At 65.4% G+C, this 26,792-nt stretch carries 28 protein-coding genes and 6 pseudogenes; 17 read left to right on the top strand and 17 right to left on the bottom strand.

The genetic code is table 11. The features are described from left to right. Positions 1-64: 64 nt before the first annotated feature. From VP06_RS13350 to VP06_RS13335, 5 genes are all read right to left on the bottom strand, one after another. The gene (locus tag VP06_RS13350) at positions 65-382 is read right to left on the bottom strand and encodes a DUF736 domain-containing protein (protein ID WP_048464267.1); all 318 of its coding nucleotides are present in this window, start codon (positions 380-382) and stop codon (positions 65-67) included. A gap of 547 nt (positions 383-929) precedes the next feature. Next, the gene (locus VP06_RS13345; RefSeq protein ID WP_048464266.1) at positions 930-1,442 is read right to left on the bottom strand and encodes a Ros/MucR family transcriptional regulator; all 513 of its coding nucleotides are present in this window, start codon (positions 1,440-1,442) and stop codon (positions 930-932) included. Positions 1,443-1,656: 214 nt separating this feature from the next. Further along, positions 1,657-1,827, bottom strand: a complete 171-nt coding sequence (locus VP06_RS37165; protein ID WP_197093200.1) for a hypothetical protein — start codon at positions 1,825-1,827, stop codon at positions 1,657-1,659. A 676-nt stretch (positions 1,828-2,503) separates the two neighbouring features. Next, positions 2,504-2,899, bottom strand: coding sequence for a type II toxin-antitoxin system VapC family toxin (locus VP06_RS13340; RefSeq protein ID WP_048464265.1), 396 nt, complete (start codon positions 2,897-2,899; stop codon positions 2,504-2,506). After that, complete coding sequence (locus VP06_RS13335) at positions 2,899-3,141, bottom strand: type II toxin-antitoxin system VapB family antitoxin (RefSeq protein ID WP_048464264.1); 243 nt, start codon at positions 3,139-3,141, stop codon at positions 2,899-2,901. The genes VP06_RS13340 and VP06_RS13335 overlap by 1 nt, the downstream gene beginning before the upstream one ends. A gap of 123 nt (positions 3,142-3,264) precedes the next feature. Here VP06_RS13335 and VP06_RS36295 point away from each other — a divergent pair, with 123 nt between their 5' ends. Both VP06_RS36295 and VP06_RS13330 read left to right on the top strand, forming a co-directional pair. After that, positions 3,265-3,471, top strand: coding sequence for a hypothetical protein (locus VP06_RS36295; RefSeq protein WP_156295579.1), 207 nt, complete (start codon positions 3,265-3,267; stop codon positions 3,469-3,471). A 188-nt stretch (positions 3,472-3,659) separates the two neighbouring features. Beyond that, complete coding sequence (locus VP06_RS13330) at positions 3,660-4,082, top strand: hypothetical protein (protein ID WP_048464263.1); 423 nt, start codon at positions 3,660-3,662, stop codon at positions 4,080-4,082. On the opposite strand, the gene VP06_RS13325 is transcribed toward VP06_RS13330, so the two are convergent. Both VP06_RS13325 and VP06_RS13320 read right to left on the bottom strand, forming a co-directional pair. Continuing rightward, positions 4,079-4,975 carry a GGDEF domain-containing response regulator gene (locus VP06_RS13325; RefSeq protein WP_048464262.1) on the bottom strand — a complete coding sequence of 299 codons (897 nt, stop codon included), beginning with the start codon at positions 4,973-4,975 and terminating at the stop codon, positions 4,079-4,081. The genes VP06_RS13330 and VP06_RS13325 overlap by 4 nt on opposite strands. A gap of 10 nt (positions 4,976-4,985) precedes the next feature. After that, positions 4,986-5,360 carry a GGDEF domain-containing protein gene (locus VP06_RS13320; RefSeq protein WP_048464261.1) on the bottom strand — a complete coding sequence of 125 codons (375 nt, stop codon included), beginning with the start codon at positions 5,358-5,360 and terminating at the stop codon, positions 4,986-4,988. Between the two features lie 12 nt (positions 5,361-5,372). On the opposite strand from VP06_RS13320, the gene istA (VP06_RS13315) reads away from it, so the two are divergent. Continuing rightward, the gene (gene istA / locus VP06_RS13315; RefSeq protein WP_145984817.1) at positions 5,373-6,899 is read left to right on the top strand and encodes an IS21 family transposase; all 1,527 of its coding nucleotides are present in this window, start codon (positions 5,373-5,375) and stop codon (positions 6,897-6,899) included. After that, complete coding sequence (gene istB / locus VP06_RS13310) at positions 6,889-7,668, top strand: IS21-like element ISMex27 family helper ATPase IstB (protein WP_048464259.1); 780 nt, start codon at positions 6,889-6,891, stop codon at positions 7,666-7,668. The genes istA (VP06_RS13315) and istB (VP06_RS13310) overlap by 11 nt, the downstream gene beginning before the upstream one ends. A 72-nt stretch (positions 7,669-7,740) precedes the next feature. Here the strand turns inward: istB (VP06_RS13310) and VP06_RS13305 are convergent, their stop codons facing one another. Beyond that, on the bottom strand, positions 7,741-8,100 hold the full coding sequence (locus VP06_RS13305) for a Ros/MucR family transcriptional regulator (RefSeq protein ID WP_048464258.1): 360 nt from the start codon (positions 8,098-8,100) through the stop codon (positions 7,741-7,743). 1,136 nt (positions 8,101-9,236) lie between these two features. On the opposite strand from VP06_RS13305, the gene ctrA reads away from it, so the two are divergent. From ctrA to VP06_RS13290, 3 genes and pseudogenes are all read left to right on the top strand, one after another. Next, positions 9,237-9,938 (top strand): response regulator transcription factor CtrA, encoded by a 702-nt coding sequence (ctrA, locus tag VP06_RS13300; RefSeq protein WP_048464257.1) that lies wholly within the window; start codon positions 9,237-9,239, stop codon positions 9,936-9,938. A 122-nt stretch (positions 9,939-10,060) separates the two neighbouring features. Then, positions 10,061-10,206, top strand: a pseudogene (locus tag VP06_RS38985) (Tn3 family transposase); the annotation flags it as partial. Positions 10,207-10,267: 61 nt separating this feature from the next. After that, positions 10,268-11,511 (top strand): IS3 family transposase gene (locus VP06_RS13290; RefSeq protein WP_099053529.1). Its coding sequence is split into 2 segments (ribosomal slippage): positions 10,268-10,592 and positions 10,592-11,511, totalling 1,245 coding nucleotides; the frame shifts between segments, so codons are not numbered across the junction. Between the two features lie 35 nt (positions 11,512-11,546). Here the strand turns inward: VP06_RS13290 and VP06_RS34910 are convergent. The 3 genes and pseudogenes from VP06_RS34910 to VP06_RS13275 form a co-directional block, all read right to left on the bottom strand. Then, positions 11,547-12,106, bottom strand: a pseudogene (locus VP06_RS34910) (helix-turn-helix domain-containing protein); the annotation flags it as partial. A 345-nt stretch (positions 12,107-12,451) separates the two neighbouring features. Next, positions 12,452-12,928 carry a YkgB family protein gene (locus VP06_RS13280; protein WP_048464254.1) on the bottom strand — a complete coding sequence of 159 codons (477 nt, stop codon included), beginning with the start codon at positions 12,926-12,928 and terminating at the stop codon, positions 12,452-12,454. A 5-nt stretch (positions 12,929-12,933) separates the two neighbouring features. Continuing rightward, positions 12,934-13,239: a carboxymuconolactone decarboxylase family protein gene (locus tag VP06_RS13275; RefSeq protein WP_048464253.1), complete on the bottom strand. Its 306-nt coding sequence runs from the start codon at positions 13,237-13,239 to the stop codon at positions 12,934-12,936. Between the two features lie 61 nt (positions 13,240-13,300). Between VP06_RS13275 and VP06_RS13270 the strand changes: the two genes are divergently transcribed. The 7 genes from VP06_RS13270 (at position 13,301) to VP06_RS38735 (ending at position 19,237) form a co-directional block, all read left to right on the top strand. Continuing rightward, positions 13,301-13,816 (top strand): MarR family winged helix-turn-helix transcriptional regulator, encoded by a 516-nt coding sequence (locus VP06_RS13270; protein ID WP_048464252.1) that lies wholly within the window; start codon positions 13,301-13,303, stop codon positions 13,814-13,816. 337 nt (positions 13,817-14,153) lie between these two features. Beyond that, on the top strand, positions 14,154-15,362 hold the full coding sequence (locus VP06_RS13265; RefSeq protein WP_003596089.1) for an IS256-like element ISMex14 family transposase: 1,209 nt from the start codon (positions 14,154-14,156) through the stop codon (positions 15,360-15,362). 141 nt (positions 15,363-15,503) lie between these two features. Continuing rightward, positions 15,504-16,313 carry a phosphonate ABC transporter ATP-binding protein gene (gene phnC / locus VP06_RS13260; protein ID WP_048464251.1) on the top strand — a complete coding sequence of 270 codons (810 nt, stop codon included), beginning with the start codon at positions 15,504-15,506 and terminating at the stop codon, positions 16,311-16,313. 13 nt (positions 16,314-16,326) lie between these two features. Then, positions 16,327-17,199, top strand: a complete 873-nt coding sequence (gene phnD, locus VP06_RS13255; protein ID WP_048464250.1) for a phosphate/phosphite/phosphonate ABC transporter substrate-binding protein — start codon at positions 16,327-16,329, stop codon at positions 17,197-17,199. A gap of 4 nt (positions 17,200-17,203) precedes the next feature. Then, complete coding sequence (gene phnE, locus VP06_RS13250; protein ID WP_048464249.1) at positions 17,204-18,037, top strand: phosphonate ABC transporter, permease protein PhnE; 834 nt, start codon at positions 17,204-17,206, stop codon at positions 18,035-18,037. Positions 18,038-18,045: 8 nt separating this feature from the next. Next, positions 18,046-19,077 carry a phosphonate dehydrogenase gene (locus VP06_RS13245; RefSeq protein ID WP_048464248.1) on the top strand — a complete coding sequence of 344 codons (1,032 nt, stop codon included), beginning with the start codon at positions 18,046-18,048 and terminating at the stop codon, positions 19,075-19,077. A gap of 10 nt (positions 19,078-19,087) precedes the next feature. Next, complete coding sequence (locus VP06_RS38735; RefSeq protein WP_342586817.1) at positions 19,088-19,237, top strand: LysR family transcriptional regulator; 150 nt, start codon at positions 19,088-19,090, stop codon at positions 19,235-19,237. A 34-nt stretch (positions 19,238-19,271) separates the two neighbouring features. On the opposite strand, the pseudogene VP06_RS36285 reads toward VP06_RS38735, so the two are convergent. Next, a pseudogene (locus VP06_RS36285) lies at positions 19,272-19,448 on the bottom strand (transposase); the annotation flags it as partial. 116 nt (positions 19,449-19,564) lie between these two features. On the opposite strand from VP06_RS36285, the pseudogene istA (VP06_RS13235) reads away from it, so the two are divergent. Together istA (VP06_RS13235) and istB (VP06_RS13230) are read left to right on the top strand one after the other, a co-directional pair. Continuing rightward, a pseudogene (gene istA / locus VP06_RS13235) lies at positions 19,565-21,058 on the top strand (IS21 family transposase); the annotation flags it as partial. 5 nt (positions 21,059-21,063) lie between these two features. Beyond that, on the top strand, positions 21,064-21,795 hold the full coding sequence (istB, locus tag VP06_RS13230) for an IS21-like element helper ATPase IstB (RefSeq protein ID WP_048445546.1): 732 nt from the start codon (positions 21,064-21,066) through the stop codon (positions 21,793-21,795). A 153-nt stretch (positions 21,796-21,948) separates the two neighbouring features. On the opposite strand, the pseudogene VP06_RS13225 reads toward istB (VP06_RS13230), so the two are convergent. Next, positions 21,949-22,977 (bottom strand): annotated as a pseudogene (locus VP06_RS13225) (IS256 family transposase); the annotation flags it as partial. A 59-nt stretch (positions 22,978-23,036) separates the two neighbouring features. On the opposite strand from VP06_RS13225, the gene VP06_RS34900 reads away from it, so the two are divergent. Beyond that, positions 23,037-23,822 (top strand): LysR substrate-binding domain-containing protein, encoded by a 786-nt coding sequence (locus tag VP06_RS34900; RefSeq protein WP_244533794.1) that lies wholly within the window; start codon positions 23,037-23,039, stop codon positions 23,820-23,822. Between the two features lie 30 nt (positions 23,823-23,852). On the opposite strand, the pseudogene VP06_RS13220 reads toward VP06_RS34900, so the two are convergent. The 4 genes and pseudogenes from VP06_RS13220 to VP06_RS13210 all read right to left on the bottom strand — a co-directional run. Then, a pseudogene (locus VP06_RS13220) lies at positions 23,853-24,298 on the bottom strand (transposase); the annotation flags it as partial. A 360-nt stretch (positions 24,299-24,658) separates the two neighbouring features. Next, positions 24,659-24,775 carry a DUF2474 family protein gene (locus tag VP06_RS36280; RefSeq protein ID WP_145984818.1) on the bottom strand — a complete coding sequence of 39 codons (117 nt, stop codon included), beginning with the start codon at positions 24,773-24,775 and terminating at the stop codon, positions 24,659-24,661. An 11-nt stretch (positions 24,776-24,786) separates the two neighbouring features. Beyond that, positions 24,787-25,800, bottom strand: coding sequence for a cytochrome d ubiquinol oxidase subunit II (gene cydB / locus VP06_RS13215; protein ID WP_048464244.1), 1,014 nt, complete (start codon positions 25,798-25,800; stop codon positions 24,787-24,789). Between the two features lie 5 nt (positions 25,801-25,805). Further along, positions 25,806-26,792, bottom strand: a 987-nt coding sequence (locus VP06_RS13210; RefSeq protein WP_048464274.1) for a cytochrome ubiquinol oxidase subunit I, incomplete at its 5' end; no start/stop codon positions are given.

The raw sequence follows: 26,792 nt of genomic DNA, 5'->3' as shown, positions 1-26,792 counted from the left end.
TCGCTCCGTTGTCGTCGCACGATCCCGCCCCGCCCGTGAGGGGCGGGGCGTCGAGGGCCGGGGGTCAGTCCCGGCGGCGACCGTTCGGGCGGTTCCAGACCAGGGAGAACTTGCCGTCGTCCTCGCCGTAGAGGGCGGCGTAGAGGGGAGCCGAGAGGCTCGGGTCGTCGAGCTTGATCGAGATGTAGTCCCGGTCCTCCTTGGAGCGCTTGGCCCAGCCCGCGCCGATTTCGGCCTTGCCCAGGAAGATGCGGTGGGTGGGGGCGTTCTCGCCGCCGCGGCTCTCGGGGACGATCGCGACCTTCTTGGCCTGGATGGTCAGGGTGGCGATCTCGCCGGTGAAGCCGTTCTCGGTCTGGGTGAAGGTGCCGATGGTCGCCATGGTGGTGTTCCTTGTCCCGTTGCCCGGAGCCGCACCCTTGCGGCCTCGATGGCGGTCGTTGAGCCGGAGGCGACCGGCGCCGCACCTGCTTGCAGGCCGAAGCGCAGCGGAGGACGGCGAGGGACGGTTTTCTTGGTGCGCGAGGAGACGCCGTCAGGCGGCGGGGAAGAAAACCGGCATCCGCCGTTGCGGTGGTCCCGGGCGCCCCGGATAGACACGCCCATCAACGAGGCCGTGGGTTGTGGCCCCGCACCAGGACGTCAGGAGCCCCTTGGCCAACCCCTGCACCAGCATGCAGCCGGGTCTCGGCCCTGTCGGATCACTCGCCCGCCGCTCAGGCTGGGGTCATGCGTCAGCCTAAGCGCCACGGCGGCCCACGACGCGCGCCCTCCCCCTTCTCACGACATTGAAGCCGTGTCGCTCCCGGGGTGTCATGCGCGTCCGGGCAAAGGTTCGGGCATCGGCTTCTGGCACGCCGCCAAGCCCCCGGCCCCTCCTGCGATCTCGAGGAAGAGGCCGGTGGCTCATCACGCCTGTCCTGGCGTGCTCAGGCTGCCTTCGGCGGGCGGCCCCGACGCCTGGGTGCTGCCTCTTCGGACGGGGCGGCGTCGGTCTCAACGGCTCCCGCCTGCGGGGTCCGGTTCACCTTGCGCCCAAGGCCCATGTTGCGCGCCAGCTCGGCGCGGGTGGCCGAGTAGTTGGCGCTGGTCGAGGGGTAATCGAGCGGCAGGCCGTAGCGCGCCCGGTAGCCCTCGATGTCGAGCCCGTTCTTGGTGAGGTGACGCTTGAGCGTCTGATACGGCTTGCCGTCGATGAAGGAGATCAGCGCTCCGGGCGTGATCGAGCGCCGGATTGCGGACGGGCTCGGCTTCTCGAACTCGGGCTTGTCGGGTTTGGGACCAGGATTGGCGAGCCGGGCGAAGGTCGCGTGGACCGACTGCATCAGACCGGGCAGATCAGACGCCTGAACAGGGTTGTTGGCGACATACGCCACAACGACATCCATCGCACGGTTGAGTATTTGGGCGTCGCGCTCGGCGTCGGGTTGCACAACTTGCATTACGAGAACGGACCTCTGAGGGAGAATTACTCCGATCGACTATGGAGACAATTCTCCTTCTCTGAACCGGGCTCACGCGCCCGTGATTGTCACTCAAAGGCATTTGTCAGGCACTTAAGTTATTTTGTCATGGGACTAGTGGGCGATCCGGAACCTAGGCTCCAGGCCGCGGTGGGTGAGGGGCGAGCCCGGCTTCGCCCCCGGTGGGAGGGGGTCACCCCTCGTGTGGGTCGAACTCGGTGACGACGCTGGCCGGATCGCCCTCGAACTCGTCGGCGGTGACGACGCTGAAGCCGGCCTCGGAGCGGAACACGATGACGGCGACCATCAGGGACTGCGCGAGGCTGTGAGCGTAGCGGTTCGCGAGGGTGAGGTTGGTCGCCATGGGGTCGGGCTCCTGCGGGAGCGGGGGTGATCCCCGCTCGACAGCGCCCCAAGGAGGCCGGGCGTGGCCGCGATCACCGCGTAGGCAAAGCCGCAGCGGCCGCCCGCTTGCGGAGCGGACCCCTTGCGGGTTGATCGTAGAAGGCCGCGACGGCCTATCGGGGTGCGTGCGAGAGAGCGGGGTCATCCACCGCCCGGGCGCCAATACCAATATGATATCAATCGCATTCCGATATGCCGTCGATATCAGCAGGGGTGATCTCTGAGGCCTACCCGTACTGAGAATGCCCGTCGCCTGGCTGGACCTCGGCATCGATAAGCGATTGGAAGCTGGGCAATCGCTCCCCGATCAGCACCCCGAGCAGGCGTAACCGGGCCGGCTTTGCTGCACTTGCTAACGAGCTAGTTGCAGTGCAGCATGGGCTTAGGACGGCGTGCGGCGCAATCCTTGCTCCGCGTCAGCTCCGAACCTGAACCCCCACAACGCTCGGAAGGACACCCTCCCATGCTGCTGAAGGGCTTCTCCTACGGAATGATCGGCGTGTTCGCCGGTGGCCTGACCATGACGGTTGTTGGCCGGCCAGGCACCTGCTCGGCTAGGCATACGAGATTTGCGACCGACGGCCGAGGGGGAGCGGGCGCGAGCCCGGCAAAGCCTGAGGCTGTCGGTCCCCTGCTCACCCGGGCTGGATGTCGGTGAGCGGGAAGTCGTTGCCCTTGAACAAGAGGGGCATGCGGTAGCTGCGGGCACAGGCGTAGGCGAAGCAGTCCCCGAAGTTGAGCCCGGCGGGGTGCCGGCCCTTGCCGAAGCGATCGAAGGCCTCGATCGCGCCCGCTGCCGCCTTGGGCGGCACGGCGATCACCTGGATGGTCGCGAGCGCGAGGTAGTCCTGCACGGCCTGCTGGGCCTCGGGCAAGGCGAGGTCCAGGATGCGGGCGAGCGCGATGGTCGTCTCCCAGACGGCGAGCGGCGAGGTCAGGCGTTGGCGGGCGCGCTGAAGCCGCGCCACGAGGGCGGCGGCGTCCGGCTCGCCGGCGAGGATCGCGGTCAGGGCAGAGGCGTCGACGAACATCACGGATCCCCGTACAAGCGATCGCGAAACGCCTTGTCGACGGGCTGCGGGTTCGGCCCTGCCCGGTCGCGCAAGCCTCGGGCGAAGGCGAGGGATTGCGCGACGAGGTCGAGCTTGTCCCGCTCGCGATCGAGTTCCGATCGCAGAGCCTGGCGCACGGCCTCGGTCTTCGAGGTCCGCTTGAGCGCCGCCAACTCCTGCGCGAGGGCGTCGACCTCGGGATCCTTGACGAAGAGGGCCATATCTATCCCGATTGGATATAAAGGATATGCCGTCGAGGATATCCTAGATGGGCCAGAGGGCAAGCTTGAACGTGGCCTTGTGCGACCGGTTCGTGGTCTCTACGTGCGGTTGCGGAGGACTTTATGGGCAACATCACTGTACGGCAGGCCGCCTTCATATTCGCCGCTTGCCTGGCCGTAGGCGTCATCTGCGCCTACGGAGCCTGGCAAGCGCAGGCCGCCAAACTGGAGCAAGCCAGGCAAAAAATTCACGAGCTGGAAGAACTCCTGAAAGGCTCATCGCCCTTGCCCCAACCAGCACCGACCGTGACGCAGCCGCAGCAGCGTTAGAGGATGACGGCAACCATTAGGGACTGCGCGAGGCTGTGTGCGTAGCGGTTCGCGAGGGTGATTGGTCGCCATGGGATGGGGCTCTTGCGGGAGCGGGGTCATCCACCGCCCGGGTGCCCAGTCATCGACAGGACATCAGGCCGAGGGGGGATTCGCCGTTAACGGGGCTGTGCTAGCGTGGCCGCACCGTGCCGATCCGCCCCGAACACCGCCACTTCTACCCGATCGACTGGCCGCAGCTCTCGGCGGTGATCCGCTTTGGGCGCGCGGCCGGGCGCTGCGAGCGCTGCGGGCGACCGCACGGGCAGGTCATCGTCTGCCTCGACGGGGGGAGCTGGTACGACGCCGAGGCCGGGGCCTGGCGCACGGATCGTGGCCGGGTGCTGCGGCGAACCCCCGATCTGGCAAGCGCCCGGCTGACCCGGCCGATCCTGGCCGCCTGCCACCGGGCGCACGACACCAGCCTGAACGGGGACGGCGACCTCGCGGCCTGGTGCCAGCGTTGCCACCTGATCCACGATCGGCCCGAGCATATCCGGCGCCGACGCCTGACCTATCTGCGGCGGCGTGCGCTGGGCGATCTGTTCCTTGGACCCTACCCGAACCTCTAGCCGACCATCTCCGTGTGCAGGCTGGGGCTGGTCACCGCGACGCGGTCACGCCCGGCACGCTTGGCGGCATAGAGCGCCAGATCGGCCCGCTTGAGCAGGGTGTCGATGGTGTCGCCGGGCGTCCACTCGGCCAGCCCGATGCTCGCGGTGAAGCGCAGATCGGGCTGTCGGGGCACGGTGGTGGCGGCGCACTGGCGGCGGATGCGGTGGGCGACTACGGCCGCGCCGGCAAGCCCGTGCCCGGGCATCAGCACGGCGAACTCCTCGCCCCCGAGCCGGCCGGCGATCGCGCCGGTCTCGCGTAAAGTCCGGGCGACACAGCGGATGACGACGTCGCCCACGTCATGCCCGTAGCGGTCGTTGATGCCCTTGAAGTGATCGATGTCGATCTGGAGCAGGGTCAGGGGGGCGCCAGCCGAGGCGTTGGCAAGCGCGTCGCCGGCCCGGCGCATCAGCGCGCCGCGATTGAGGAGCCCTGTGAGGTGATCGGTGTCGGCCTGTTGGATCAAGGAGTGCTGGAGCTTGAGCACGCGCTCGGCCGAGCGCAGGCGGCCGTAGAGCTCCTGCACGCTCGGGGGCTTGGCGAGGAAGTCGTCGGCGCCGCTGTCGAGGACCTCGGAGAGTGAGCGCTCCTCGCGCGCGGCCGACATCACCAGGATGGTGAGGGGCCGGCGGTCGCTCGCGAGCGCACGCAGCGACCAGCACAACTCCAGGCCACAGATCGGCTGGACCTCGAGGCTGGTGAGGACGCAGGTGACGGTGGGGTCGGCCTCGACATGGGCCAGCGCCTTGCCTGAGTCCGTGAAGGCCACGACGGTGTGGCCGCCGGCGGTGAGCATCTCCGTGACGATCTTGAGGACGACGCGGCTCGGATCGATCAGGGCGACGTGCATGGGGCCTTCGTCAGGCAGCGAGGGAGGCGGGATCGGGTCTGTAGCCTTTGGAGCCAGGATCTACCATCACAGCGTAGCAGGTCCTGTCGCGGCCCGTGGCCTTGGCCTCGTAGAGGGCGGTATCGGCCAGGCCGAACAGGTCGGCCGGGCTGCCGCCCAGACGGGGTAGCCCGAAGGCTAAGCCGATGCTCACCGTGATCCGGCCGACGTCGACGCCGTCGATCTCGACGTCCAGGGCGGCGACGCTGGTATGGATCGCCTCAGCGCAATGAACTGCACCCTCGGTGTTGATTTCCGTTGAGAGTTGACCCGGCGGAGCCCGAAGTTTCCATCGAGAAGTGACCCGTGTCTGAACCCACCCCTGGCTTTTTGGTCGGGGGGTCATGGAGTGATCGACATGGCGTTATTGAGTGTCATTCGGCGCTGGGCGTTCCGAGAAGGGATGCCGATCCGGGAGATTTCGCGACGTACAGGATTGTCGCGCAACACGATCCGCAAGTACCTGCGGTCGGATGAGAAGGAGCCGCTCTACCGAGTGCCGGAGCGGCCCAGCAAGTTGGACCCGTTCGCCGCGAAGCTGTCGGGCTGGCTGAAGACGGAGGCGAGTAGGTCACGCAAGCAGCGGCGCACGGCGCGGCAGATGCACACCGATCTAGTTCTTCTGGGTTATGACGGCTCCTACGGTCGGGTCGCAGCTTTCATCCGCAGTTGGAAAGAAGACCGGCAGATCCAGCAGCAGACCACGGGACGAGGAACGTTCGTTCCTCTAGTCTTCGCGCCAGGGGAGGCGTTCCAATTCGACTGGAGTGAGGACTGGGCGGTTCTCGGGGGCGAGCGCGTCAAGCTCCAGGTCGCTCACACCAAGCTGTCGCATAGTCGGGTCTTCGTCGTGCGGGCGTACCCGCTTCAGACCCACGAGATGTTGTTCGACGCGCACTTCCATGCCTTCCGCGTGCTGGGCGGCATCCCGGGACGTGGCATCTACGACAACATGAAGACCGCCGTGGATCGGGTGGGCTCTGGCAAGGCTCGGCAGGTGAATGGGCGCTTCGCCGCTATGGCAAGCCACTATCTGTTCGACACAACTTTCTGCAATCCCGCATCGGGCTGGGAGAAGGGTCAGGTCGAGAAGAACGTCCAGGATGCGCGTCGTCGGCTATGGCAACCGTTACCCAGCTTCGCCGATCTCGACGGGCTGAACGCCTGGCTCGAGACGCGCTGCATTGCGGCTTGGAAGGAGATCCCGCATGGGGAGCTTCCCGGCACGCTTGCGGATGCGTGGACCAATGAGGTGCCGAGCCTGATGCCGCTTGGCCGTCCCTTCGACGGCTTCGTCGAGCATACCAAGCGGGTCTCGCCGACCTGCCTCGTGCACTTCGAGCGCAACCGCTATTCGGTTCCGGCCTCTCTTGCCAACCGTCCCGTGAGCCTGCGGATCTACCCGCAGCGCATCGTTGTGGCCGCGGAAGGCCGGATCCTGTGCGAGCATCCCCGGGTCATCGCGCGCTCGCATACCATGGCCGGGCGCACGGTCTACGACTGGCGCCACTACCTGGCCGTTATCCAGCGCAAGCCGGGCGCCCTGCGCAACGGGGCTCCCTTCGCCGAGATGCCGGACGCGTTCCGGCGGCTGCAAGGTCACCTCCTCAAGCATCCTGGCGGCGATCGGGAGATGGTGGAGATTCTGGCACTCGTGCTGCATCATGACGAGCAGGCCGTTCTCTGCGCGGTCGAACTGGCGCTCGACGGCGGCGTGCCCACCAAGATCCACGTCCTCAACATCCTGCACCGGTTGCTCGACGGTAAGCCATCGAGCGTGGCCACGATCGATGCCCCACAGGCGCTCGTCTTGCGCCAGGAGCCGAAGGCCGATGTCGAGCGCTACGATGCGCTCCGCAGGAAGGCGGTGCGCCATGCGTCATGATCCCGCCAGCGCCGCCATCATCGTCATGCTGCGCGGGCTCAAGATGTACGGCATGTCTCAGGCCGTCGTCGATCTTGTGGAGCAAGGCGCACCCGCCTTCGAGGTAGCCGTCCCGCTCCTGTCCCAGCTGCTCAAGGCCGAGATGGCCGAGCGGGAGGTTCGATCCATCGCCTACCAGATCAAGGCCGCCCGCTTTCCGGCCTACAAGGATCTGACCGGGTTCGACTTCGCTGCCAGCGAGGTCAACGAGGCCATGGTTCGCACCCTGCACGGAGGCGGCTTCATCGACGGCGCACACAACGTCGTCCTGATCGGTGGCCCAGGCACCGGCAAGACGCATATCGCGACCGCCCTGGGCGTGCAGGCCGTCGAGCATCATCGCAAGAAGGTCCGCTTCTTCGCGACCGTCGACCTGGTCAATGCCCTCGAACAAGAGAAAGCCCAGAACAAAGCGGGCCAGTTGGCCGAACGGTTGCTGCGTCAAGACCTGATCATCTTAGACGAACTGGGCTATCTTCCATTCAGCGCCTCAGGAGGGGCCCTGCTGTTCCACCTGCTGTCCAAGCTCTACGAGCGCACCAGCGTCGTGATCACCACCAACCTCAGCTTCAGCGAATGGGCCGGGATCTTCGGCGATGCCAAGATGACTACCGCGCTGCTCGATCGCCTCACCCACCACTGCCACATCCTAGAGACCGGAAACGACAGCTTCCGCTTCAGGGCAAGTGCCGCAGCCGGAAAGCCGAAAAGGAGCCGCACCGTGAGTTGACCAGACCCACCCAATGATAAACATCAACCCCTGAACCTGGGTCACTTCTCAACGAAAACGCCGGGTCAACTCTCAGCGGAAATCAACAGTCATCGGGTAATCGAAAGGCAGCCCCCACTTCTCACGATAGGCCTCGGGCGAGAGACCCCGCAGCCTAAGGTGGCGCCGCAGCGTCTTGTAGAGTCTGCCGTCCTCGAAGCTGATCAGCGCGTCCGGGGTGATCGACTTGCGGATCTGGGCCGGCGTCGCCTTCTCAGGCTTCGCTGTCTCAGGTGATGGCGTGCCTGTAAGGCCCTTTATGGCCGCATGGACGTTCGCCATCAGGGCCGGCAGTTCGCTGGCAGGAATGGAGTTGTTGGCGATGTAGGCAGAAACGAGTTCGGCCGTCAGGCCGACAAAGTCGATCTGCGATGAGGCTGTCTGATCATCCATGTGCGTTGCTGGTTCCTTCAAGAGCCTTGTGCGAGCCTGCTCCACCGACGACCCAGGGATGTGGGTCGATGACTGAGCCCAGTCCTTCGATCGGAGGGTATCGACGTATGCTGTGTCTTTAAGGAATTCTTAACAACGTTTCTACAGATCCGATCAAGGTTTCTAGCGGCGTTAATGGATGTGCGTCCGGCTCATCGAGGATGCCGTTGCCAGAGCCGAAGACCCAGAGAGGTACGAAGACCGCTCATCGAGGAGTCTTGCCAACGGCGCCGCATGGCTCTCCAAACGAGGTGCTTGCGTCAGTACCGGCTGGTTTTGTACAAGCAGTTCTGATTAAGCATTGTTCGGTGCTGGGGCCGAGCCCATCTGAACTGTTCCCTTCGATACCCTCACCATTCGCTTGGAAGAGCCTCTTGCGTAAGCCGGCAAGGCGGTCATTCACCGTCGAGATCAAACACAGCGCCACCTCCGGTCGAACCTTCATCCCGGCAAGGCCGCGGCAAGCCCTGGATCGGGCAAAGCCCCTGCCAGGTCCGGCCTCCGCAGCGCTCTCGGTGTTCGAGCCGAAGCTCTCATCAACCTCAGGCACCCCGAAGGCCACACAGCCCCGGCGCATCCTGCCGAGCCTGATCGCCTGGGAGCCGTCACAGCCCGAGCCAGAGCCCCAGGCGCAGCCTGAGGGCCCCCTGCCCCGTGTTCGTCGCGCTTTACCTGCTCAGACAGACGACGAAGCCCCACGCCGCAGGAGCAGGCCCCCGAAACTCAGGCGCGAGCCCAAAGCTGCGGTCGAGGCAGCCATCCCGGTTCTATCACCGCCGCGCGTCGAAAGCCCCGTGCGGTCTCAGGCCGTGCCAAGGACGCTCGCTCACAGCCCTCGCAACGCCCGACCCGATGGCGCGGAATTGCCACGAGCAGAGCGCTGGAAGCGCCGCCTCCCCCGAGCCTGCTGGTAGATCCATCGGACCTCGTATGAGGAACGCCACGAGCGCAAGGCTGTCCGCACCTGCAGCCTGGATCGCGGCGGCGCTCACGACCTTGCACCAGAGCCGCTCCCTCCTTGGTCCCTGAGGATGAACCTTAACGGTTTGTTGCCGATGTCCGTTCAGGATGCCTCAACCTTTGGAGGATCCTGGCCCATGCGCGTGCTGCTGATCGAGGATGATGCCTCCGTCGCGCAGAGCATCGAGCTGATGCTCAAGTCCGAGAGCTTCACCACTGACACCACCGATCTGGGTGAGGAGGGGATCGATCTCGGCAAGCTCTACGACTACGACATCATCCTGCTGGACCTGACGCTACCCGACATCTCAGGCTACGAGGTGCTGCGGTCCTTACGTGCCTCGAAGATCAAGACGCCCATTCTAATCCTGTCCGGCATGGCCGGGATCGAGGACAAGGTGAAGGGCCTCGGCTTCGGCGCCGACGACTACCTCACCAAGCCCTTCCACAAGGACGAACTCGTCGCCCGCATCCAGGCGATCGTCCGCCGCTCGAAGGGGCATGCCCAGTCAGTGATCACCACGGATGACCTCGCGGTGAACCTTGATCAGAAGACCGTCACCATCGCCGGTAACCGCGTCCATCTCACAGGCAAGGAGTACGGGATGTTGGAGCTTCTCGCCCTGCGCAAGGGCACGACGCTGACCAAGGAGATGTTCCTGAACCATCTCTACGGCGGCATGGACGAGCCCGAGCTGAAGATCATCGACGTGTTCATCTGCAAGATGCGTCGCAAGCTCGCCAACGCGTCCGGCGGCAAGAACTACATCGAGACCGTCTGGGGCCGCGGCTACGCCCTGAGAGAAAATGCGCCCGAGATGCGGGCGATGGCGGGCTGACGCTTCGTCATTCGCCTGGTCTGGCCATCGACGACACCCTCTGTCGGCGCACGGCAACCGCCATCGCGCCGACGTTTACCGCGCGTTGACCATAGGGCCCACAGGGCGCCTGCGGTTTCGCAGAGCTGAACAAGGGCGAGGCGGAGAACGCGCTCAAACGGGCGATCGTCCTGCATCGCGCCGGTCGGGTTCGCGACCAGGGCTTCAGGTTCAGAGCCATCGCGCCAGCGCACGCAACCGGGTCGTGGGCGCTATCGTGCTCTTCCACCGCCCTACAGTTGATTGAGACACCCCGGAAGCGGACGGTTTCCGCGACAGGGGTGATGACGATGACGACAGACACGAGCACGAATGTCAGCGCGGCTGGTCCTGGCCGCGGCGGGCGCATGTCGCGGGCGCGCAAGCGGGATGCGGTGCTTCGGCTGCTGAGAGACGAGGATCTGGACACCGTTTCGCGGAGTCTCGGCGTGACAGCCGCGACCTTGTCGGGATGGCGCGACGCCTTCCTGGTGGCGGGCGAGGCGAGCCTGACGAGCCGATCCACCGACGCGGACGCGCTGGAGAGCGGACGGCTGAAGGCCAAGCTCGGCGAGATGCTGCTGGAGCGTGAGTTGCTGGAGGCCAAGATCGCCATCCTGGAGGCGCGCGGCCCCGGCCCTTTAGCCCGCAGGAGGTCGCAATCATGAGCCGGTCCGTCTCTCCCTCCAGCGACAAGCTCTATGGCTTATCCCGAGTGTGCCGGATCTGGGGCGCCTCGTGCGCCACCATTCATCGCCACCTCTCTCCGGCTCGGCCTCAGCCTCCGCAACGGCCCGGTCCGGTTGGACCGATGCCGGATGCGGCGCTGCTCACGCAGATCCGCGCCACGCTGACCGGGAGCCCCTTCCACGGAGAGGGCCACCGCAAGGTCTGGGCGCGACTGCGCTTGCGCGGCGTGCGCACCTCCAAGCGCCGGGTGCTGCGCCTGATGCGTAACCATGATCTGCTGGCCCCCTCGCGCGTCGGCACCCCGCGTGGCCCGCGCAATCACGACGGCACGATCATCCCGGAGACGGTGGACACGATGTGGGGCACGGACCTGACCACGACCTGGACAGCGGAGGGCCAGGTCGCGGTGTTCATCGCTATCGACCACTACTCGGCCGAGTGCGTCGGCATCCACGCGGCACGCCGGGCCACCCGCTTCGAGGCGTTGGAGCCGATCCGTCAGGGCGTGCGGCAGCGCTTCGGCGGCTTCGATGCGCAGGTCGCCTCTGGGCTAAGCGTTCGGCACGACCACGGCAGCCAGTACATGTCGGACGCCTTCCAGGCGGAACTGACGTTCCTGGGCATCGCGAGTTCGCCTGCCTTCGTCCGTGCACCGGAAGGCAACGGCTGCGCTGAGCGCTTCATCCGCACGCTCAAGGAGAACCTGCTCTGGGTGGAGAGCGTCGACACGGTCGAGGATCTGCGCCACGCGCTTCTGGCGTTTCGGGACATCTACAACACGACGTGGTTGATCGAGCGGCATGGGTATCGGCCACCAGCCGCCCTTCGCGATTCCCAGCTTCCACCCGCGGCCCTGGCCGCGTAGGCTTCAAATCGTTGTCTCACAAACTGCGGGCGGTACAATCTGCGCCAAACGGTCGGGGAAGCTTTTATAAAAACAGCCGCGGCGTCCGGGTCCTGGGCGTGATGGCGTGGACGGGCCGAAAGCTTCCGGTAGCCCATGGTCCGCAAGACCCGGCTCAAGGTCTGCTCGCAAGACCGAAACGCCGTGATCCTCGCACAGGATCTGGGCCAGGTCGCACAAGCGCCAGCGGACCACACCGTGGGCGGCGGGCGTCGGCCCCTGTTCGACCAGGGCCCTGAGAACCTCGCGCTGGTCGGCGTTCAGGCGCGGATGGGCACCCGGGGCCTTGCCGTCGATCAGCCCGCTTGGGCCATCGGCGTTGAAGGCCACGACCCAATCACGCACCGTCTGCAGCCCGACCCCGCCGATCTCGGCCGCCTCCGAACGCGAGCCACCCGCGGCAATCACAGACAGCGCCAACGGGCGGCGGGTCTGGGCCGGATCCCGCGACCCCTTGGCCAAGACGCGCAGGGCCTCGGCATCAAAATCCGATCGCAGCGGCACCGGAGCAGCCATCGCATCCTCCTCAGGCTCCAAAACCAGAGGACAGAATCATGACCCGCATATCGACGCCACCCCGCGTGAGTCTCGCTCAACCAGGCTTGGTATTATCGCACTGTTGAGAGTGGGAATGGGCATGGCGTCAACCGTTTTCGCCTTGGCGACGGTTGGCAAGTGCCGGGAAACAGTTAGAACCGGAGCACTGCTCCCCTTGGCCGTTGCCGTCATCCTGTCCACTTTCACGGTGTGCCGACGCAGCTCTCGTCCGTCAAACGCGGCCCAGACGTTGCACTTGGTGTATCCGTCGTTTGACGAAGGGGTACAGCTTGTTAGGGTGTGCGGTCACGTATTTACCCAGCTCGCCGCGTATCCGCTCCGCCTGTCCCATCATGGGGTAAGTTCAGGCCACTGGCCGTTGCAACGATGAAAGCAACAGGCACAGGGAGGCTGCGAGAAGCACCAAATCCTTGAGTAGGAACTGTCCAATTGGAGCCGAGATCGCCGGGAACCCGCCAGCCATCGGTTCGGCCACCCCTGGCGTGCTCAAGAAGAACGTCAGCGTGACAACATAAGTGAGGCAGGACATGGCCGCCCCGAGCGCCGACGCGACGGGGTTGAACGCGCCGACAATGAGCGCAGCCGCCGTTGAAAGCTCGATGACCCCGAGGGCGTAGCTTGCCCCCTGAACGCCGAGCAGGGAATGCAACCAGCTCATAATGGGGCTGTTGGCGATGAACGGCGCAATGCCGGCAGCTTCGTAGCCGGTGAACTTCATTCCGCCGAACCAGAGGAAGACGATGACGAGCGCCCAGCGGAGCAGGGCCAGCGAGCTACGAGGACCGGCGGACCTTTCCGCGACGCTCAAGGATGCGGACATGTCGGCTATTCCTTGAAGAGATGCGACGCATGGGTGACTGCGCCGCCTGCGCGGATCGCGGCGGCGACAAGGGCGGCCTCGGTCAACTGCGCGTCGTTTGCACCGGCCTCCCGCGCCGCCTTGGTGTGAAGCTCAATGCAGTAAGGGCACTGGGTCGTGAGCGCGACCGCGACGGCCATCAACTGCTTCTCGCGGGTGGTCAGCGCACCCTCGGCGAACACGGCCTTGTCGAAGGCCCAGAAGGCTTTCATCGCGCCGGGTGCGCTGGCGTCGAGAACCTTGAGCTTGGCAAGCTGCTTCATGTCGAACATGATATACCTTTGTATGTGTGTGTCATGCATATATCAACTCGAACCCTGAGGCAACACCATCGTGAGCGACCCATCAGACCGGCTGATCAATCTTTTGGGGGCGCTCGCGACGGGCGTTGCCGACCGGGTGCGCGGGGCAGCGCTGGATGGGACGACCTTTGGCGGCGAAACCGCGGCGGCACTGGTCGTCGTGGGCCACACGCCGGGGCTGTCGATCAATCAGTTGGGCCGGGTGCTCCGGCTTTCCCATCCCGGCACCGTGCGGCTGGTGGACCGCCTGGCGAACGCGGGCCACGTCGCGCGAAGCTTGGCGCCACATGACCGCCGCACGGTGGCATTGAACCTCACCGAAGAAGGGCAGGCGTGCCGAGCTGCGCTCCTCGAACGCCGCCGCGGAGCGCTGAAAGCGGTCCTGCAAGCCGTTGCTCCCGAGGATCGCGCCGTTCTGGAACGCGCCGCCGCCGCCATGCTCCGAGTGTTGCCCACCGACGCCGGCACGGCGTTGACGGTCTGCCGCTTCTGTGACGGGCGCCGGTGCCCCGACTGTCCAATGGACGCTTTTGGAGCCTTGGGCTAACTGTGTTTGCCCTAGTCGAGGTAGGATGAGGATACGTGTAAAACTCATCACAGGCCTATCCGGACCGGTTTCCACACCCTTGTCCAAGAAGGTTCACCTTGCCGGACGCGCGAGCGTTCCGGCTACCCCATTGAAAACACGAAGTATGTTGGATGCTGACAGCTCACCCTTTTCTGGACACTGGTTGCACCCGCTTGCGTGTGCGTCCGAGTTACAAGAGGTAGCGTCCGCGGACGAGGTGTAAATTCGAGGACCGCTTTGGCGGGGATTGGGGTGGCCATCGGGCCATGCGGCTAAGGTGGAGTTTGCGGACTTCAACCCGAACCGGGAGCACCCGATGACCGACGACAGAGTGGCACTGATCGAGGCTTTTCAGAAGGCTGACGACGGCAACTTCCTGCGCAGCCTGGCCGAGACGGTCCTGCAGATCCTGATGGAGGCCGATGTGGACGGTCTGATCGGCGCGGGTCGTTACGAGCGGTCTGGCGAGCGCAGCACCTACCGCAACGGGTATCGCGAACGCAGCCTCGACACGCGGCTGGGCTCGCTCAACCTCAAGATCCCCAAGCTGCGCACCGGCAGCTACTTCCCCGGCTTCCTGGAGCCAAGGAAGACCGTCGAGAAGGCGCTGGTGGCGGTGATCCAGGAGGCGTGGATCGCAGGCGTGTCGACTCGGCGCGTGGACGACCTGGTGCAGGCCATGGGGCTGTCGGGCATCTCGAAGTCCTCCGTGTCGAAGCTGTGCAAGGACATCGATGAGCGGGTGAACGCCTTCCTCAAGCGCCCGCTGTCCGGCGCATGGCCCTATCTCTGGCTCGACGCCACCTACCTCAAGGTGCGTGAGGGCGGGCGCATCGTCTCCGTAGCCGCCATAGTCGCCGTGGCGGTGGACACCGAAGGTCGACGCGAGATCATCGGGCTGCACATCGGCCCGTCCGAGGCCGAGGTGTTCTGGACCGATTTCCTGCGCGACCTGGTCAAGCGCGGGCTGTCAGGTGTGCAACTTGTCATCTCGGACGCGCACGAGGGGCTTAAAGCCGCCATATGCCGCGTCCTGAAGGCGACCTGGCAAAGGTGCCGGGTTCATTGGACCCGCAACGCGCTCGCTTATGTGCCGCGCGCTCAGCAGACCATGGTCGCCGCCGGCTTGCGCCACGCCTTCCAGCAGCCCGACCAGGAGGCAGCCCGAGCCGCGCTCCACCATCTGGCTGAGCAGCTTCACAACCGTTGGCCGAAGCTCAAAGGCTTCATCGATGCCACGAGCGAGGACGTGCTCGCCTACCTGACGTTCCCGCTGCAGCACCGAACGAAGTTGCACTCCACAAACCCGCTGGAGCGTCTCAACAAGGAGATCAAGCGACGCGCCGACGTGGTGGGCATCTTCCCCAACACCGACTCGATCCAGCGTCTGATCGGAGCCGTGCTGTTGGAGGCCAACGACGAATGGCAGCTCCAGCACCGCTACATGCAGATCGAGGGCATGGCTGGCTTCACCCCGAGCCTGCTCGACGACACCCTCACAGCAATTCCACCTCAGGCCGCCTGACCGATGGCCGCTCCAACTCCACCCCGAATTTCCACCTCATTGACGGACACGACCGGTTGAAGTCATTCGATTGTCATCTCCCCCCCGTATCGGAAAACGCGATCGAATATTCTCTTTGATCTAGGAATCGATTGGCGACTGATGCTGTCCATCTACGACCTTCAAGTTACCTATCCGGGGCGGTTAACCGCCCTGAATCCGACGTCGTTAACGTTCGACCAGGGCGAGTTCTCTGTGCTTCTCGGTCCGTCGGGTGCGGGCAAGTCCACGCTGTTGCGGTGCCTGAACGGTCTGGTCCGGCCAACGAACGGGCAGGTCGTGTCGACGGCTCATGGCGACATCCACTCCGGAAGCGTAACTTTGCGCCGGCATCGGGCTGCAACAGGCATGGTGTTCCAGCATCACCATCTTATTGGCCGCTTGACTGCTCTGGCCAACGTCCTCGTTGGCCGGCTCGGTCATCACTCGGCCCTTCGCTCATTGCTTCCGCTTCCCCTTGCAGATCGGCGCATCGCCCTGGAGGCACTCGAACGGGTCGGTTTGCTCGACCGGGCCTTAACCCGAGTTGACCAGCTTTCGGGCGGGCAGCAGCAACGTGTCGGCATCGCGCGGGCTGTGGCTCAGCAACCTCGGCTGATCCTTGCCGACGAGCCGGTAGCAAGCCTCGACCCGGCCACCGCGGCACGCGTCCTCGATCTCCTGCGAACGATCTGCAAGGCCGATGGCATCACGGCCGTAGTAAGCCTGCACCAAGTCGACTTGGCGCGCGGCTTCGCAGATCGCGTCATCGGTCTCCAGGCTGGGGCCGTCGTGTTCGATGGAACACCCGATCAGCTCTGCGAGGCGAGCCTTGAGCGGATCTACGGATCACGGACCGACGCCCCAAGGGCCGTCGAAGACGAACGAGTGCGGCCCCGCCGTGAGCCGTCCTACGCCGCCCAGCCCGCCTAAAGGAAACCAACCCATGATTTCAAGACGTACCCTCGGTGCCGGCTTTGTGCTGGGCGCTCTGCTGCGAACCGGACCGTCGCTCTCGCAGGGCGCCGATCCCGACACTCTCAAAGTCGCGCTGCTGCCCGATGAGAGCGCCTCAACCATCATTCAGAACAATCAGGGTCTGAAGTCTTACCTGGAAGAAAGGCTTGGTAAGCGGATCGAGCTTGTCGTCACCACAGACTACTCGTCCATGATCGAGGCAATGCGGTTCAAGCGCATCGACCTTGGGTACTTTGGCCCATTGTCCTACGTGCTGGCCAAAAGCCGTTCGCCAGGGATCGAGCCGTTCGCTGCCCTGGTCTCAGGGGGGAAGCCGACCTACACGAGCTACCTTATCGCGAACGTCAATGCCGGCATTGCAAAGGCCGAGGACGTACGAGGGAAGACGGTCGGTTTCGGCGATCCGGCCTCGACGTCAAGTCACCTGATCCCGCGGGGCCTGCTCAAGAACCTTGGCCTCGAAGCCGGGGAGGATTTCAAGTTCCAGCACCTTGGCACACACGATGCTGTGGCTCGCGCAGTGGAGGCCGGCAATGTCCAGGCTGGGGGGATCAGTCGGACCATCTTCGAGACGCTCGTCGAAAGGAAGCTCATCGATTCCTCTAAGGTGAAGGTCGTCGCCGAGAGCCGGCCGATCCCGAATTATCCGTGGACCCTGCGCGGCGACCTCACGCCGGCGTTGAAGGACAAGATCAAGTCTGCTTTCCTTGAGATGAAGGATCCGGCGATCCTGAAGCCCTTCAAGGCCGAGGCCTTCGGCCCGATCACAAATGCGGACTACGACGTCCTGCGCGAGACCGCCAAGCTCCTCAACATCGACCTTACCAAGGTCAAGGGCTAGCGGCATGCCCCAATCACGCCTTCCTACGTCGTTCCCGGCCCCTTCTGCGGTCTACGACGTCCTGCTCGATCAGGCCCGATCAACGGCGCTACGGCGGCAGATCCTCGTCCTACCGATCGCTCTCGGGATCCTTGCATGCCTCTGGAAGGTCGGGCTGCTGGATCCCGTGCGTCTGGCGGAGGGTGTGCCCGCCCTTGCGCAGCTCGTCGACGAGATGACGCCACCTGATTTCACACGCTGGCGGTCGTGGCTGTCCCCCATCGTTGATACCTTCGCCATGAGCGTCGCTGGGACGGCTCTCGCCGTTACGCTTTCACTACCGCTTGGGCTGCTCGCGGCTCCGAACACCAGTCCTCATCCTCTGGTGTTTCGTGCGACGCGCATCGCGCTTAATGCGCTCCGGTCCGTCCCGGAGCTCATCATGGGCATCTTCTTCGTGGCCGCCGTCGGGTTCGGGGCCCTACCGGGCGTGCTTGCTCTCGGCCTGCATTCCGTTGGCATGGTCGGCAAGTTCTTCGCCGAGGCCATCGAGCACGCCGATCCGAAGCCCATCGAGGCCGCGAGAGCGGCAGGTGCCTCACCTTTCCAGGTCGTGACGCATGCTGTGCTGCCACAGGTCCTGCCGCAGCTGACGGACACCACCTTGTATCGATGGGAATACAATTTCCGAGCATCGACTGTGCTCGGCGTCGTTGGGGCGGGCGGCATCGGTTTTGAACTCATCGCCTCGCTAAGGCTCCTTCAGTACGATCAGGTCGCAGCGATCATGCTGTGCATCCTGGGCGCCGTTACCCTCGTCGATGCGTTGGGCGGACTGCTGCGCCGCCGGCTTAAGTGAGAGATTGCATGCGCGCCAAGGTCGTCGTCACGAACCCTGTCTTCCCCGAGACAGAGGCCCTCCTGGAACCGCTCTGCAGCCTCGACGTCAATCCAGGCCCGGACCCCTGGCCGCCTGAGGAAGTGAAGCGCCGTTGCGCTGATGCCGACGGGGTCTTTACCTTCATGACGGATCGCGTGGACGCCGATTTCCTCGCGGCCTGCCCACGGCTCAAGGTTGTGTCGTGTGCCCTTAAGGGGTGGGACAACTTCGACGTCACCGCTTGCACCGACGCCGGGGTCTGGTTGACCGCAGTCCCGGACCTGCTCACTGAGCCGACCGCGGAACTGGCGGTTGGTCTGGCCATCGGTCTTTGCCGAAATGTTTTGATCGGAGACCGGGCTGTGCGCGCCGGATTCGAGGGCTGGCGCGCCAGCCTCTACGGCGCGGGGTTATCAGGCAGCGTCATCGGCATTGCCGGCATGGGAAAGGTCGGCCAAGCCATTGCGCGTCGGCTCGGAGGCTTCGGTGCCAGGGAGATCGTGTACTTCGATGCCGCGACGCTCCCCGTGGACGCAGAACGCGCGCTCGGTCTGAGGAGGGTCGCTTGGGAGACACTCGTTGCACAATCAGACCTGCTTATCCTGGCACTTCCCCTGACACCTGCTACTCGTCACCTGCTGAACGCTGAGACTCTCGCCAAGGCTCAGCCTTGGTTACGGATCGTCAATGCCGGTCGCGGTTCGGTGGCAGACGAGGCTGCGGTTGCCGACGCTCTTTCCGGTGGACGCATCGGCGGCTATGCCGCGGACGTATTCGAAATGGAGGATTGGGCCCTCGACGATCGCCCGCGAAGCATCGAGCCGAGGCTTCTATCCGATCATGACAGGACTCTATTTACGCCTCATCTCGGTTCCGGTGTCGTTGCGGTGCGTCGCGAAATCGAGGCAGCGGCGGCTCGCAACTTGTTGGCTGTCCTTCAGGGCAAAGAGCCGCCGGACGCGATAAATTGGCCATCGCAGCCGCGCACGCAGCGCAAGGGGCACGCTCCGTCATTGTGAAAGCATACTTGTGCTGAACCTTCACCACGTCGAGACATGGCTTTCCGTGCTCGCGACAGGCAGTTTTCAAGAAGCTAGTCGTCGCCTCGGATTGGCCCAGTCCACGGTTTCGCAGCACGTGCAAAAAGGTCGTGTCCCTTGGCGTGGTGTAGCTCGCTGAGGGCCACCACGATCACCGGCTTGGGCCGGGAGGATCAGGCTGCCAGGGTCGGCAGGCTGACGAGGGGATCATCGCCGATTGGGGCGATGCTTTCCAGGGTCATGTAGCGGGACCGCTGGACGGCCCATTCGTCGTTCTGCTCCAGCAGGATTGCGCCGACGAGGCGGGTGATGGCGGCCTCGTTGGGGAAGATGCCCACGACCTCGGTCCGGTGTGATTAGGCGTGGAATAAGGACCCCGTTTCCGGGGTGATCGGCGTCCAAACGGGCCCCCCAGGATACTTCATCCAGACTGCCTCCCGCACTCGGAACGGGAGGCTCGCGGAGGATGTTGGTCGTGGAGACGGTCGCGAAGATCCGCCGCGCGTACTTCGTGCAGCATAAGCCGATCAAGCAGATCTGCCGGGAGCTGAAGCTCTCCCGCAAGGTCGTCAGGAAGGTGATCCGCTCGGAGGCAACCGCCTTCCGCTACACCCGCAGCGTCCAGCCTGCACCCAAGCTCGGGCCCTGGCGCGACGAGCTCGACCGGATGCTGGCGGCCAATACGGGGAAGCCGGCGCGGGAGCGGCTGACGCTGACCCGGATCTTCGAGGCGCTGCGGGGGCTCGGCTACGAGGGCGGCTATGATGCCGTCCGCCGCTACGCCAAGACGTGGAAGCGCCAGCAGGCCAGCGTGACGGCTCCCGCCTTCGTGCCGCTCGCCTTCGCCCCGGGTGAGGCCTACCAGTTCGACTGGAGCCATGAGATCGTCCTGATCGCCGGCGTCACTACGACGATCAAGGTCGCCCACGTCCGCCTCTGCCACTCGCGCATGCTGTTCGTGCGGGCCTATCCGCGCGAGAGCCAGGAGATGGTCTTCGACGCCCACGACCGGGCGTTCGCCTTCTTCCGCGGCACCTGCCAGCGCGGCATCTACGACAACATGAAGACCGCGGTCGAGACGATCTTCGTCGGGCGCGAGCGCGCCTACAACCGCCGCTTCCTGCAGATGTGCTCGCACTACCTCGTCGAGCCCGTGGCCTGCACGCCGGCGTCAGGCTGGGAGAAGGGGCAGGTCGAGAACCAGGTCGGGCTGGTGCGCGAGCGCCTGTTCACCCCGCGCGTCCGGGTGAGAAGCTACGACGAGCTCAATGCCCTGCTGCTCGACGGGGTCGTCGCCTACGCCAAGGCCCACCCGCATCCCGAGCAGCGCGACCTGACGATCTGGCAGGCCTTTGAAGCCGAACGGGGAGCCCTGGTCCCCTACGCCGGACGCTTCGACGGCTTCCACGCCGTGCCGGCGGCCGTGTCCTCGACCTGCCTGGTGCGCTTCGACAACAACAAGTACTCGGTCATGGCCTCGGCCATCGGTCGCCCGGTCGAGGTGCGCGCCTATGCCGAGCGCATCGAGATCCGCCAGGATGGACGCGTCGTCGCCGAGCACCCGCGGGCCTTCGGCCGCGGCCAGACGGTGTTCGACCCCTGGCACTACGTCCCCGTGCTCGCCCGCAAGCCTGGCGCGCTGCGCAACGGCGCACCGTTCAAGGACTGGGTCCTGCCCGCCGCCCTCGAACGGATCCGCCGCAAGCTCGCCGGCAGCGCCGACGGCGACCGCCAGATGGTCGAGATCCTCACCGCCGTGCTCGGCGACGGCCTCTCCGCGGTCGAGGCGGCCTGCGCCGAGGCACTGCGCGAGGGCGTGCACTCGGCCGACGTGGTGCTCAACATCCTGGCCCGCCAGCGGGAGCCGCCCGCGCCCGTCCCGCTGCTGACGCCCGAGAACCTGCGGCTGCGCCACGAGCCGGTCGCTGACTGTGCCCGCTACGACAGCCTGAGGAGAGCCCCATGATGGAACGTCAGCAGATCCTCGCCACCATGGGCGAGCTGAAGCTGTTCGGGATGAAGGCGGCCTACGACGAGATCATCAAGGTCGCCCTCAAGCGCAGCCACGAACCGCAGCAGATCGTCGGCGACCTGTTGCAGGCCGAGATCAGCGAGAAGCAGGCGCGCTCGATCCGCTACCAGATGACGATCGCCAAGCTGCCCCTGGCTAAGGACCTCGCCGAGTTCGCCTTTGGCGGGACGCCGATCAACGAGGGTCTGGTGCGCGACCTCTGCGGCGGCGAGTTCCTGGCCCACCAGCGCAACGTCGTGCTGGTCGGCGGCACCGGCACGGGCAAGACGCATCTGGCCATCGCGGTCGCCCGGTCGTGCATCCGGGACGGGGCGCGGGCCCGGTTCTACAATGTGGTCGACCTCGTCAACCGGCTCGAGGCCGAGGCGCGAGCCGGCCGGCAGGGCCGCATCGCCGACCACCTCGCCCGGCTCGACCTGGTGGTGCTGGACGAGCTCGGCTACCTGCCGTTCGCGCAGTCGGGCGGTCAGCTGCTGTTCCACCTGATCAGCCGGCTCTACGAGACCACCTCGATCGTGGTGACGACCAACCTGGCGTTCGGGGAGTGGCCAAGCGTGTTTGCCGGCGACGCCAAGATGACGACGGCACTGCTCGATCGACTGACCCACCACTGCGAGATCGTCGAGACCGGCAACGAGAGCTGGCGCTTCAAGAACCGGGCGTGAGGGCGGTCTGCGCGCAGCTCATCCTGGACCCCTGCTCAGCCCGGCTGCGCCACCCCGACCCGCTTCGCCGGGCTGATCAGGGGCGTCGCGCCACGCGCAACAAAGGGTCCCGATTGGACGCCGATCAGGGGTCCCGTTCCGATGCCGTTTGACAGTCCGGCGTTTGATCTCGCCGTTCAGTCGTTCGAGGGGGTTCGTAGAGTGGAGCTTGACCCGGTGGGCGGCCGGGAAGCCCATGTAGGCCAGCACGTCGGGTTCGGCCGTGTCCATCAGGGCGGCGAGCTTGGGCACCTTGGGCCGGAGCTGATCGGCCACCCGTCGCCATTGCTGCCGGGCCGCCTCCGCGTCGTCCTGGGCAAACGCGGTGGCGATGAAGGCCGACACGACGCGCCGCCCGCTACGGCCGGCATGGGCGAGCACGTTGCGCATGAAGTGCACACGGCAGCGTTGCCAAGTCGCGTTCATGACTTTGGCCACCGAGGCCTTGATGCCCTCGTGGGCGTCCGAGATCACGAGCTTGACCCCGCGCAGGCCACGCCGGGCGAGCTTGCGCAGGAAGTCCGTCCAGAACGTCTCGGCCTCCGACGGGCCGACATCCATGCCGAGGACTTCGCGGCGACCGTCGGTGTTCACGCCGACCGCCACGATGACGGCCACCGAAACGATGCGCCCGTCCTGGCGCACCTTTACGTAGGTCGCATCGATCCAGAGATACGGCCACTCACCCTCGATGGGGCGGTCGAGGAACGCACCGACCCGTTCGTCGATCTCCTGGCACAGGCGCGACACCTGGCTCTTCGACACGCCCGTGCCGCCCATGGCCTGGACCAGATCATCCACGGAGCGGGTCGAGATGCCCTGGATGTAGGCTTCCTGGATCACTGCCGTCAGTGCCTTCTCCGCCATGCGGCGCGGCTCCAGGAAGCCGGGGAAGTAGCTGCCCTTGCGCAGCTTGGGGATGCGCAACTCCACCGTACCAGCCCGAGTCTGCCAGTCCCGGTCGCGGTAGCCGTTGCGTTGAACCAGCCGCTCGGCGCTCTTCTCGCCGTGGGCCGCCCCGGTCAGGCCGCCCACCTCCAGTTCCATCAAGCGCTCGGCCGCAAAGCCGATCATCTCGCGTAGCAAATCCGCGTCGGCGCTCTTCTCCATCAGCCTGCGCAGGGTCATGATCTCGTCGGTCATCGGGGGTCTCTCGGGTTCGGGGTTGGAAGTCGCAACCCGACCCTACCCGGCAACCGCCGATGACCACCCTGAAGCTACACCACTGCCTGGGACACGACCTGCAAAAACTCGAGGCGTCGTTGCGGGCACCCCTCGTGGAGCGCCATGGCACGGGATGCCGGCCCACTCCCCAGGGTAGAGCGCTACTACCCCACGCAGAGGCGCTCCTACGATTGAGCCGACGCGCGGAGGAAGCCGTCAATGGCGGCCGTCTTGCTATCGGTGCATCCGGCAACGTTGGCACCTATCTCCTGGCCGACCTGCTACGTGCCTACCAAGCGACCAATGCGACGTCCCCGCAGGTCGAGATCGGGACTAATCCCTACGTCATGGATCGGTTGGAGGCCGGTGAAATCGACCTAGCGTTGGTTGAATGGTGGGAGGCTCGGCCTGGTCTGATCGCACGTGCTTGGCGTCGCGAACCGCTGATTGTCATTGTCGGACCGGACCACCCATGGTCGACCTGGAAAAGCGTAACCCCAGGCGACCTTGTGGGCCGTCCACTCCTTGGGGGCGAACCTGGCAGCGGGACGGGACGCCTCTTACGAGAGGCCCTGGGTGCGGCGGGGGCGAACCTCGGTATCCACCACCAGCTTGGAAGCACAGAGGCGGTCAAGCGCGCGGTGCGGGCCGGCATTGGCATCTCGATTGTGATGGCAAGCTCCGTCACGGACGAGGTTCGTGCCGAGTTGCTTGTGGCATTGCCCCTGAAGGGCATCGACCTCTGTAAGACATTGTATGCGGCTCATCGATACCCGCTGCCCGGCACAACGTTGGCCGATGGCTTCATCGCAGCCCTTGCATGACGGCCATGGATGCTGTCATCGACGAAAAAGGGTCAGCGCATCCTCGTCAGCCGGCACCGTCGGCACGTAGCGTTGCGTGCCCCGGTGCTGGCCGACGATCCGGCAGGCATGGCGTTCTGAGAGACCATACTTCTCACGAATGCCGTCGACTGCCTGCCGGCGTCGCTCCGGGGCTATAAGTTTTGCTGGCGCTGGCCTTCGGCTCCCGCGGCGACGTCCACCAGCACCTGCTTCTCCAGGAACAAGTCAGACACGAGCTGGCGCAATCGCGCGTTCTCGCGCTTCAGATCCTTCATCCGACGGTCTTGGTCGATCTGCAGGCCGCCGTATTTCTTGCGCCAGCGTGAGTCGCTCTGCTCGGAGATCTCCGCCTCTCTGCACGCTATCGCCAAACTTTTGAACTGCGCCGTCTGAACCTCGATCTGGCGCAGCTTCAGCACCACCTGCCCCGCACCCGTCTTTTGATCTTGCTTCATGTCCAGCTCATGCGGTCCTGGCTGCTCCTCTCAATTAGCCCGGTCCGAAGCCAGCCGGTCGGGTCGCAGGGGCCATCCACACCATCAATCGAGCAGCCCTTCGCCAAGCAGAAAGGCCTTCGCCGCACCAGGGCGGCTCACACCGCCCTAGATCTGTGGGAGGCCATCAAACGCGCGCCGACACGCTTCCAACCAAGTAAGTGCTGCAACGACCTCGCATCAGAGGGATACGACACAACCTGATTGGATGCCGCTCTAAGAGGCCGATTTTACCCAGCCCGGCATGTCCCCAAAGAGGGGGGAAGTTTTTGCTCTGCTCAAGGCGGGCGTACAACTTGAGCAGAGCACACGCTGGTAGCGTCAAATGACTTTGAGCAGCCAGCGCAGCGGGATGGCGACCGCCGTGAGGCAGGCGATACCGCCGGCCCAGAGTGCCACGAACCAGCCGAGGCGACGCATCGAAACGGGAACGGACATGATGGGGCTCCTCAATGGTAGCCCGGGGCACTGGCGGTGACCTTCCCCCGGAACAGCCAGTAGACATAGGCGGTGTAGCCGAGGATCATCGGCAGCAATACGACCGTCCCGACGAGCAGGAAGAGCTGGCTGCTTGGGTGGGTGGCCGCATCCCAAATCGTCACCGTGGGCGGTACGATCATCGGGAACAGGCTGATGCCGAGCCCGACATAGGACAGTAGGAACAGGCCGAGCCCACAGAGGAATGGCATGACCTCCTCCCGCCGGTCGAGGGCGTTACGCAGACGCAAGCCGAGAAGAGCAACGAGGACCGGGACGGGAGCAACGAAGGCCATCGCCGGCCAGGTGAACCAACGTCCACGGAATGCAGGGCTTAGGAACGGCATCGCTAGGGAAACGGCGGCGATGGCAGCGAAGGTTGCAAGGCCGAATCCCCGTGCGAGGCGATAGGCCCTGAGCTGCAGTTCGCCTTCCGTCTTCCAGATCAGCCAGCAGGTCCCAAGGAGCCCGTAGCCGGCGATTAAGGCGAGGCCGGTGAGGATGGAGAAGGGCGACAGCCAGTCCCACCAGCCCCCGGCATAGGCCCGCCCCTCGACTCGGACGCCCTGCACCAGGGCGCCGAGGCAGATCCCCTGGCAGAAGGCCGCGACGAAGCTACCGGCCGAGAAGGCTCCGTCCCAGGCCGTCTGGGACATCCGCGTGGCGGAACGGAACCGCATCTCGAACGCGACCCCGCGAAACACGAGGGCGAGCAGCATCAGCGTCAACGGAATGTAGAGGGCCGGCAGTAGAGTGGCGTAGGCCAGGGGGAACACGGCGAACAGGCCGCCGCCGCCGAGGATGAGCCAAGTCTCGTTGCCGTCCCAGACCGGGGCGACGGTGTTCACCATCACGTCCCGGTGAGCCTTCTCGCGAATGGCCGGGAACAGGATACCGACGCCGAGGTCGAAGCCGTCCATGACAACGTAGAGGAAGATGGCGGTGGCGATGAGGAGCGCCCAGACGAGGGTGAGATCGACGGTCATCGGGGTTACTCCGCGGGCTGCAGGGCGGGACGGCTCGCGCCGTGATGGGGCGTATCGAGCGCCGGTGCCGGGGTGATGCCGGCGGTGCGGGTCGGCACGCCGGTGGGCGGTCCCGATTCGTGGACGTGCGGAGTCTGGTTGAAGAGGTGGATCAGGTACCAGATGCCCGCCCCGAACACGACGAGGTAGACGACCGCGAAGGCGGCGAGCGAAGCGGCGACAGCGGGGGCGGCGACCGGGGAGACGCTGTCAGCGGTACGGAGCAACCCGTAGACCGTGAAGGGCTGCCGCCCGGTCTCGGTGACCGTCCAGCCAGCGGTGACGGCAATCAGGCCGGACGGTCCCATGGCGACCGCGAAGCGGTGGAACCAAGCAGTGTCGTAGAGCCGGTTCTTCCATCGCAGCCAGAGCGAGGCGAGACCGAGGGCGATCATAAGCAGGCCGAGCCCGACCATGATCCGGAAAGACCAGAACACGAGCGGCAGGTTAGTCGGCCAAGTCGAGCGGGGCATGTCCTTAAGCCCGCGCACGGTGCCGTTCAGGTCGTGCGTGAGATAGAGGCTAGCGAGGCCCGGGACACCGACGGCTCGGCGCGTCTCGCCGGCCTCGGCGTCGGGCCATCCGAACAGTAGCGCGGGCGCGCGCTTCCGGGTCTCGAAATGGCCTTCCATCGCCGCGACTTTGGCGGGTTGGTGCTCGTAGGTGTTGGCACCGTGCATGTCGCCGATGACGAGCTGCGCCGGCGCGACGATTGCAGCCATCCACATGGCCATGGAGAACATGACCCGGGCGCGGGGATTCACGTCGTCGCGTAAGAGGTGCCACGCGCCGACGGCGCCCACGATCATCGCCGTGGTCAGGTAGGCACCGGTCACCGTGTGTGCGAACCGGTAAGGGAAGGACGGGTTGAAGATGATGGCCCACCAATCGGCAGGGGCGAACCGGCCGTCCGGACCCATAACGTGCCCGGTGGGGCCTGTCGCAAGCCGTGC

Origin of the sequence: Methylobacterium aquaticum, from assembly GCF_001043915.1 — a bacterium.
GTDB lineage: Bacteria > Pseudomonadota > Alphaproteobacteria > Rhizobiales > Beijerinckiaceae > Methylobacterium > Methylobacterium aquaticum.
Note: the sequence above shows the minus strand (reverse complement) of the source record. Positions and strands in the feature narration are given on the sequence as shown.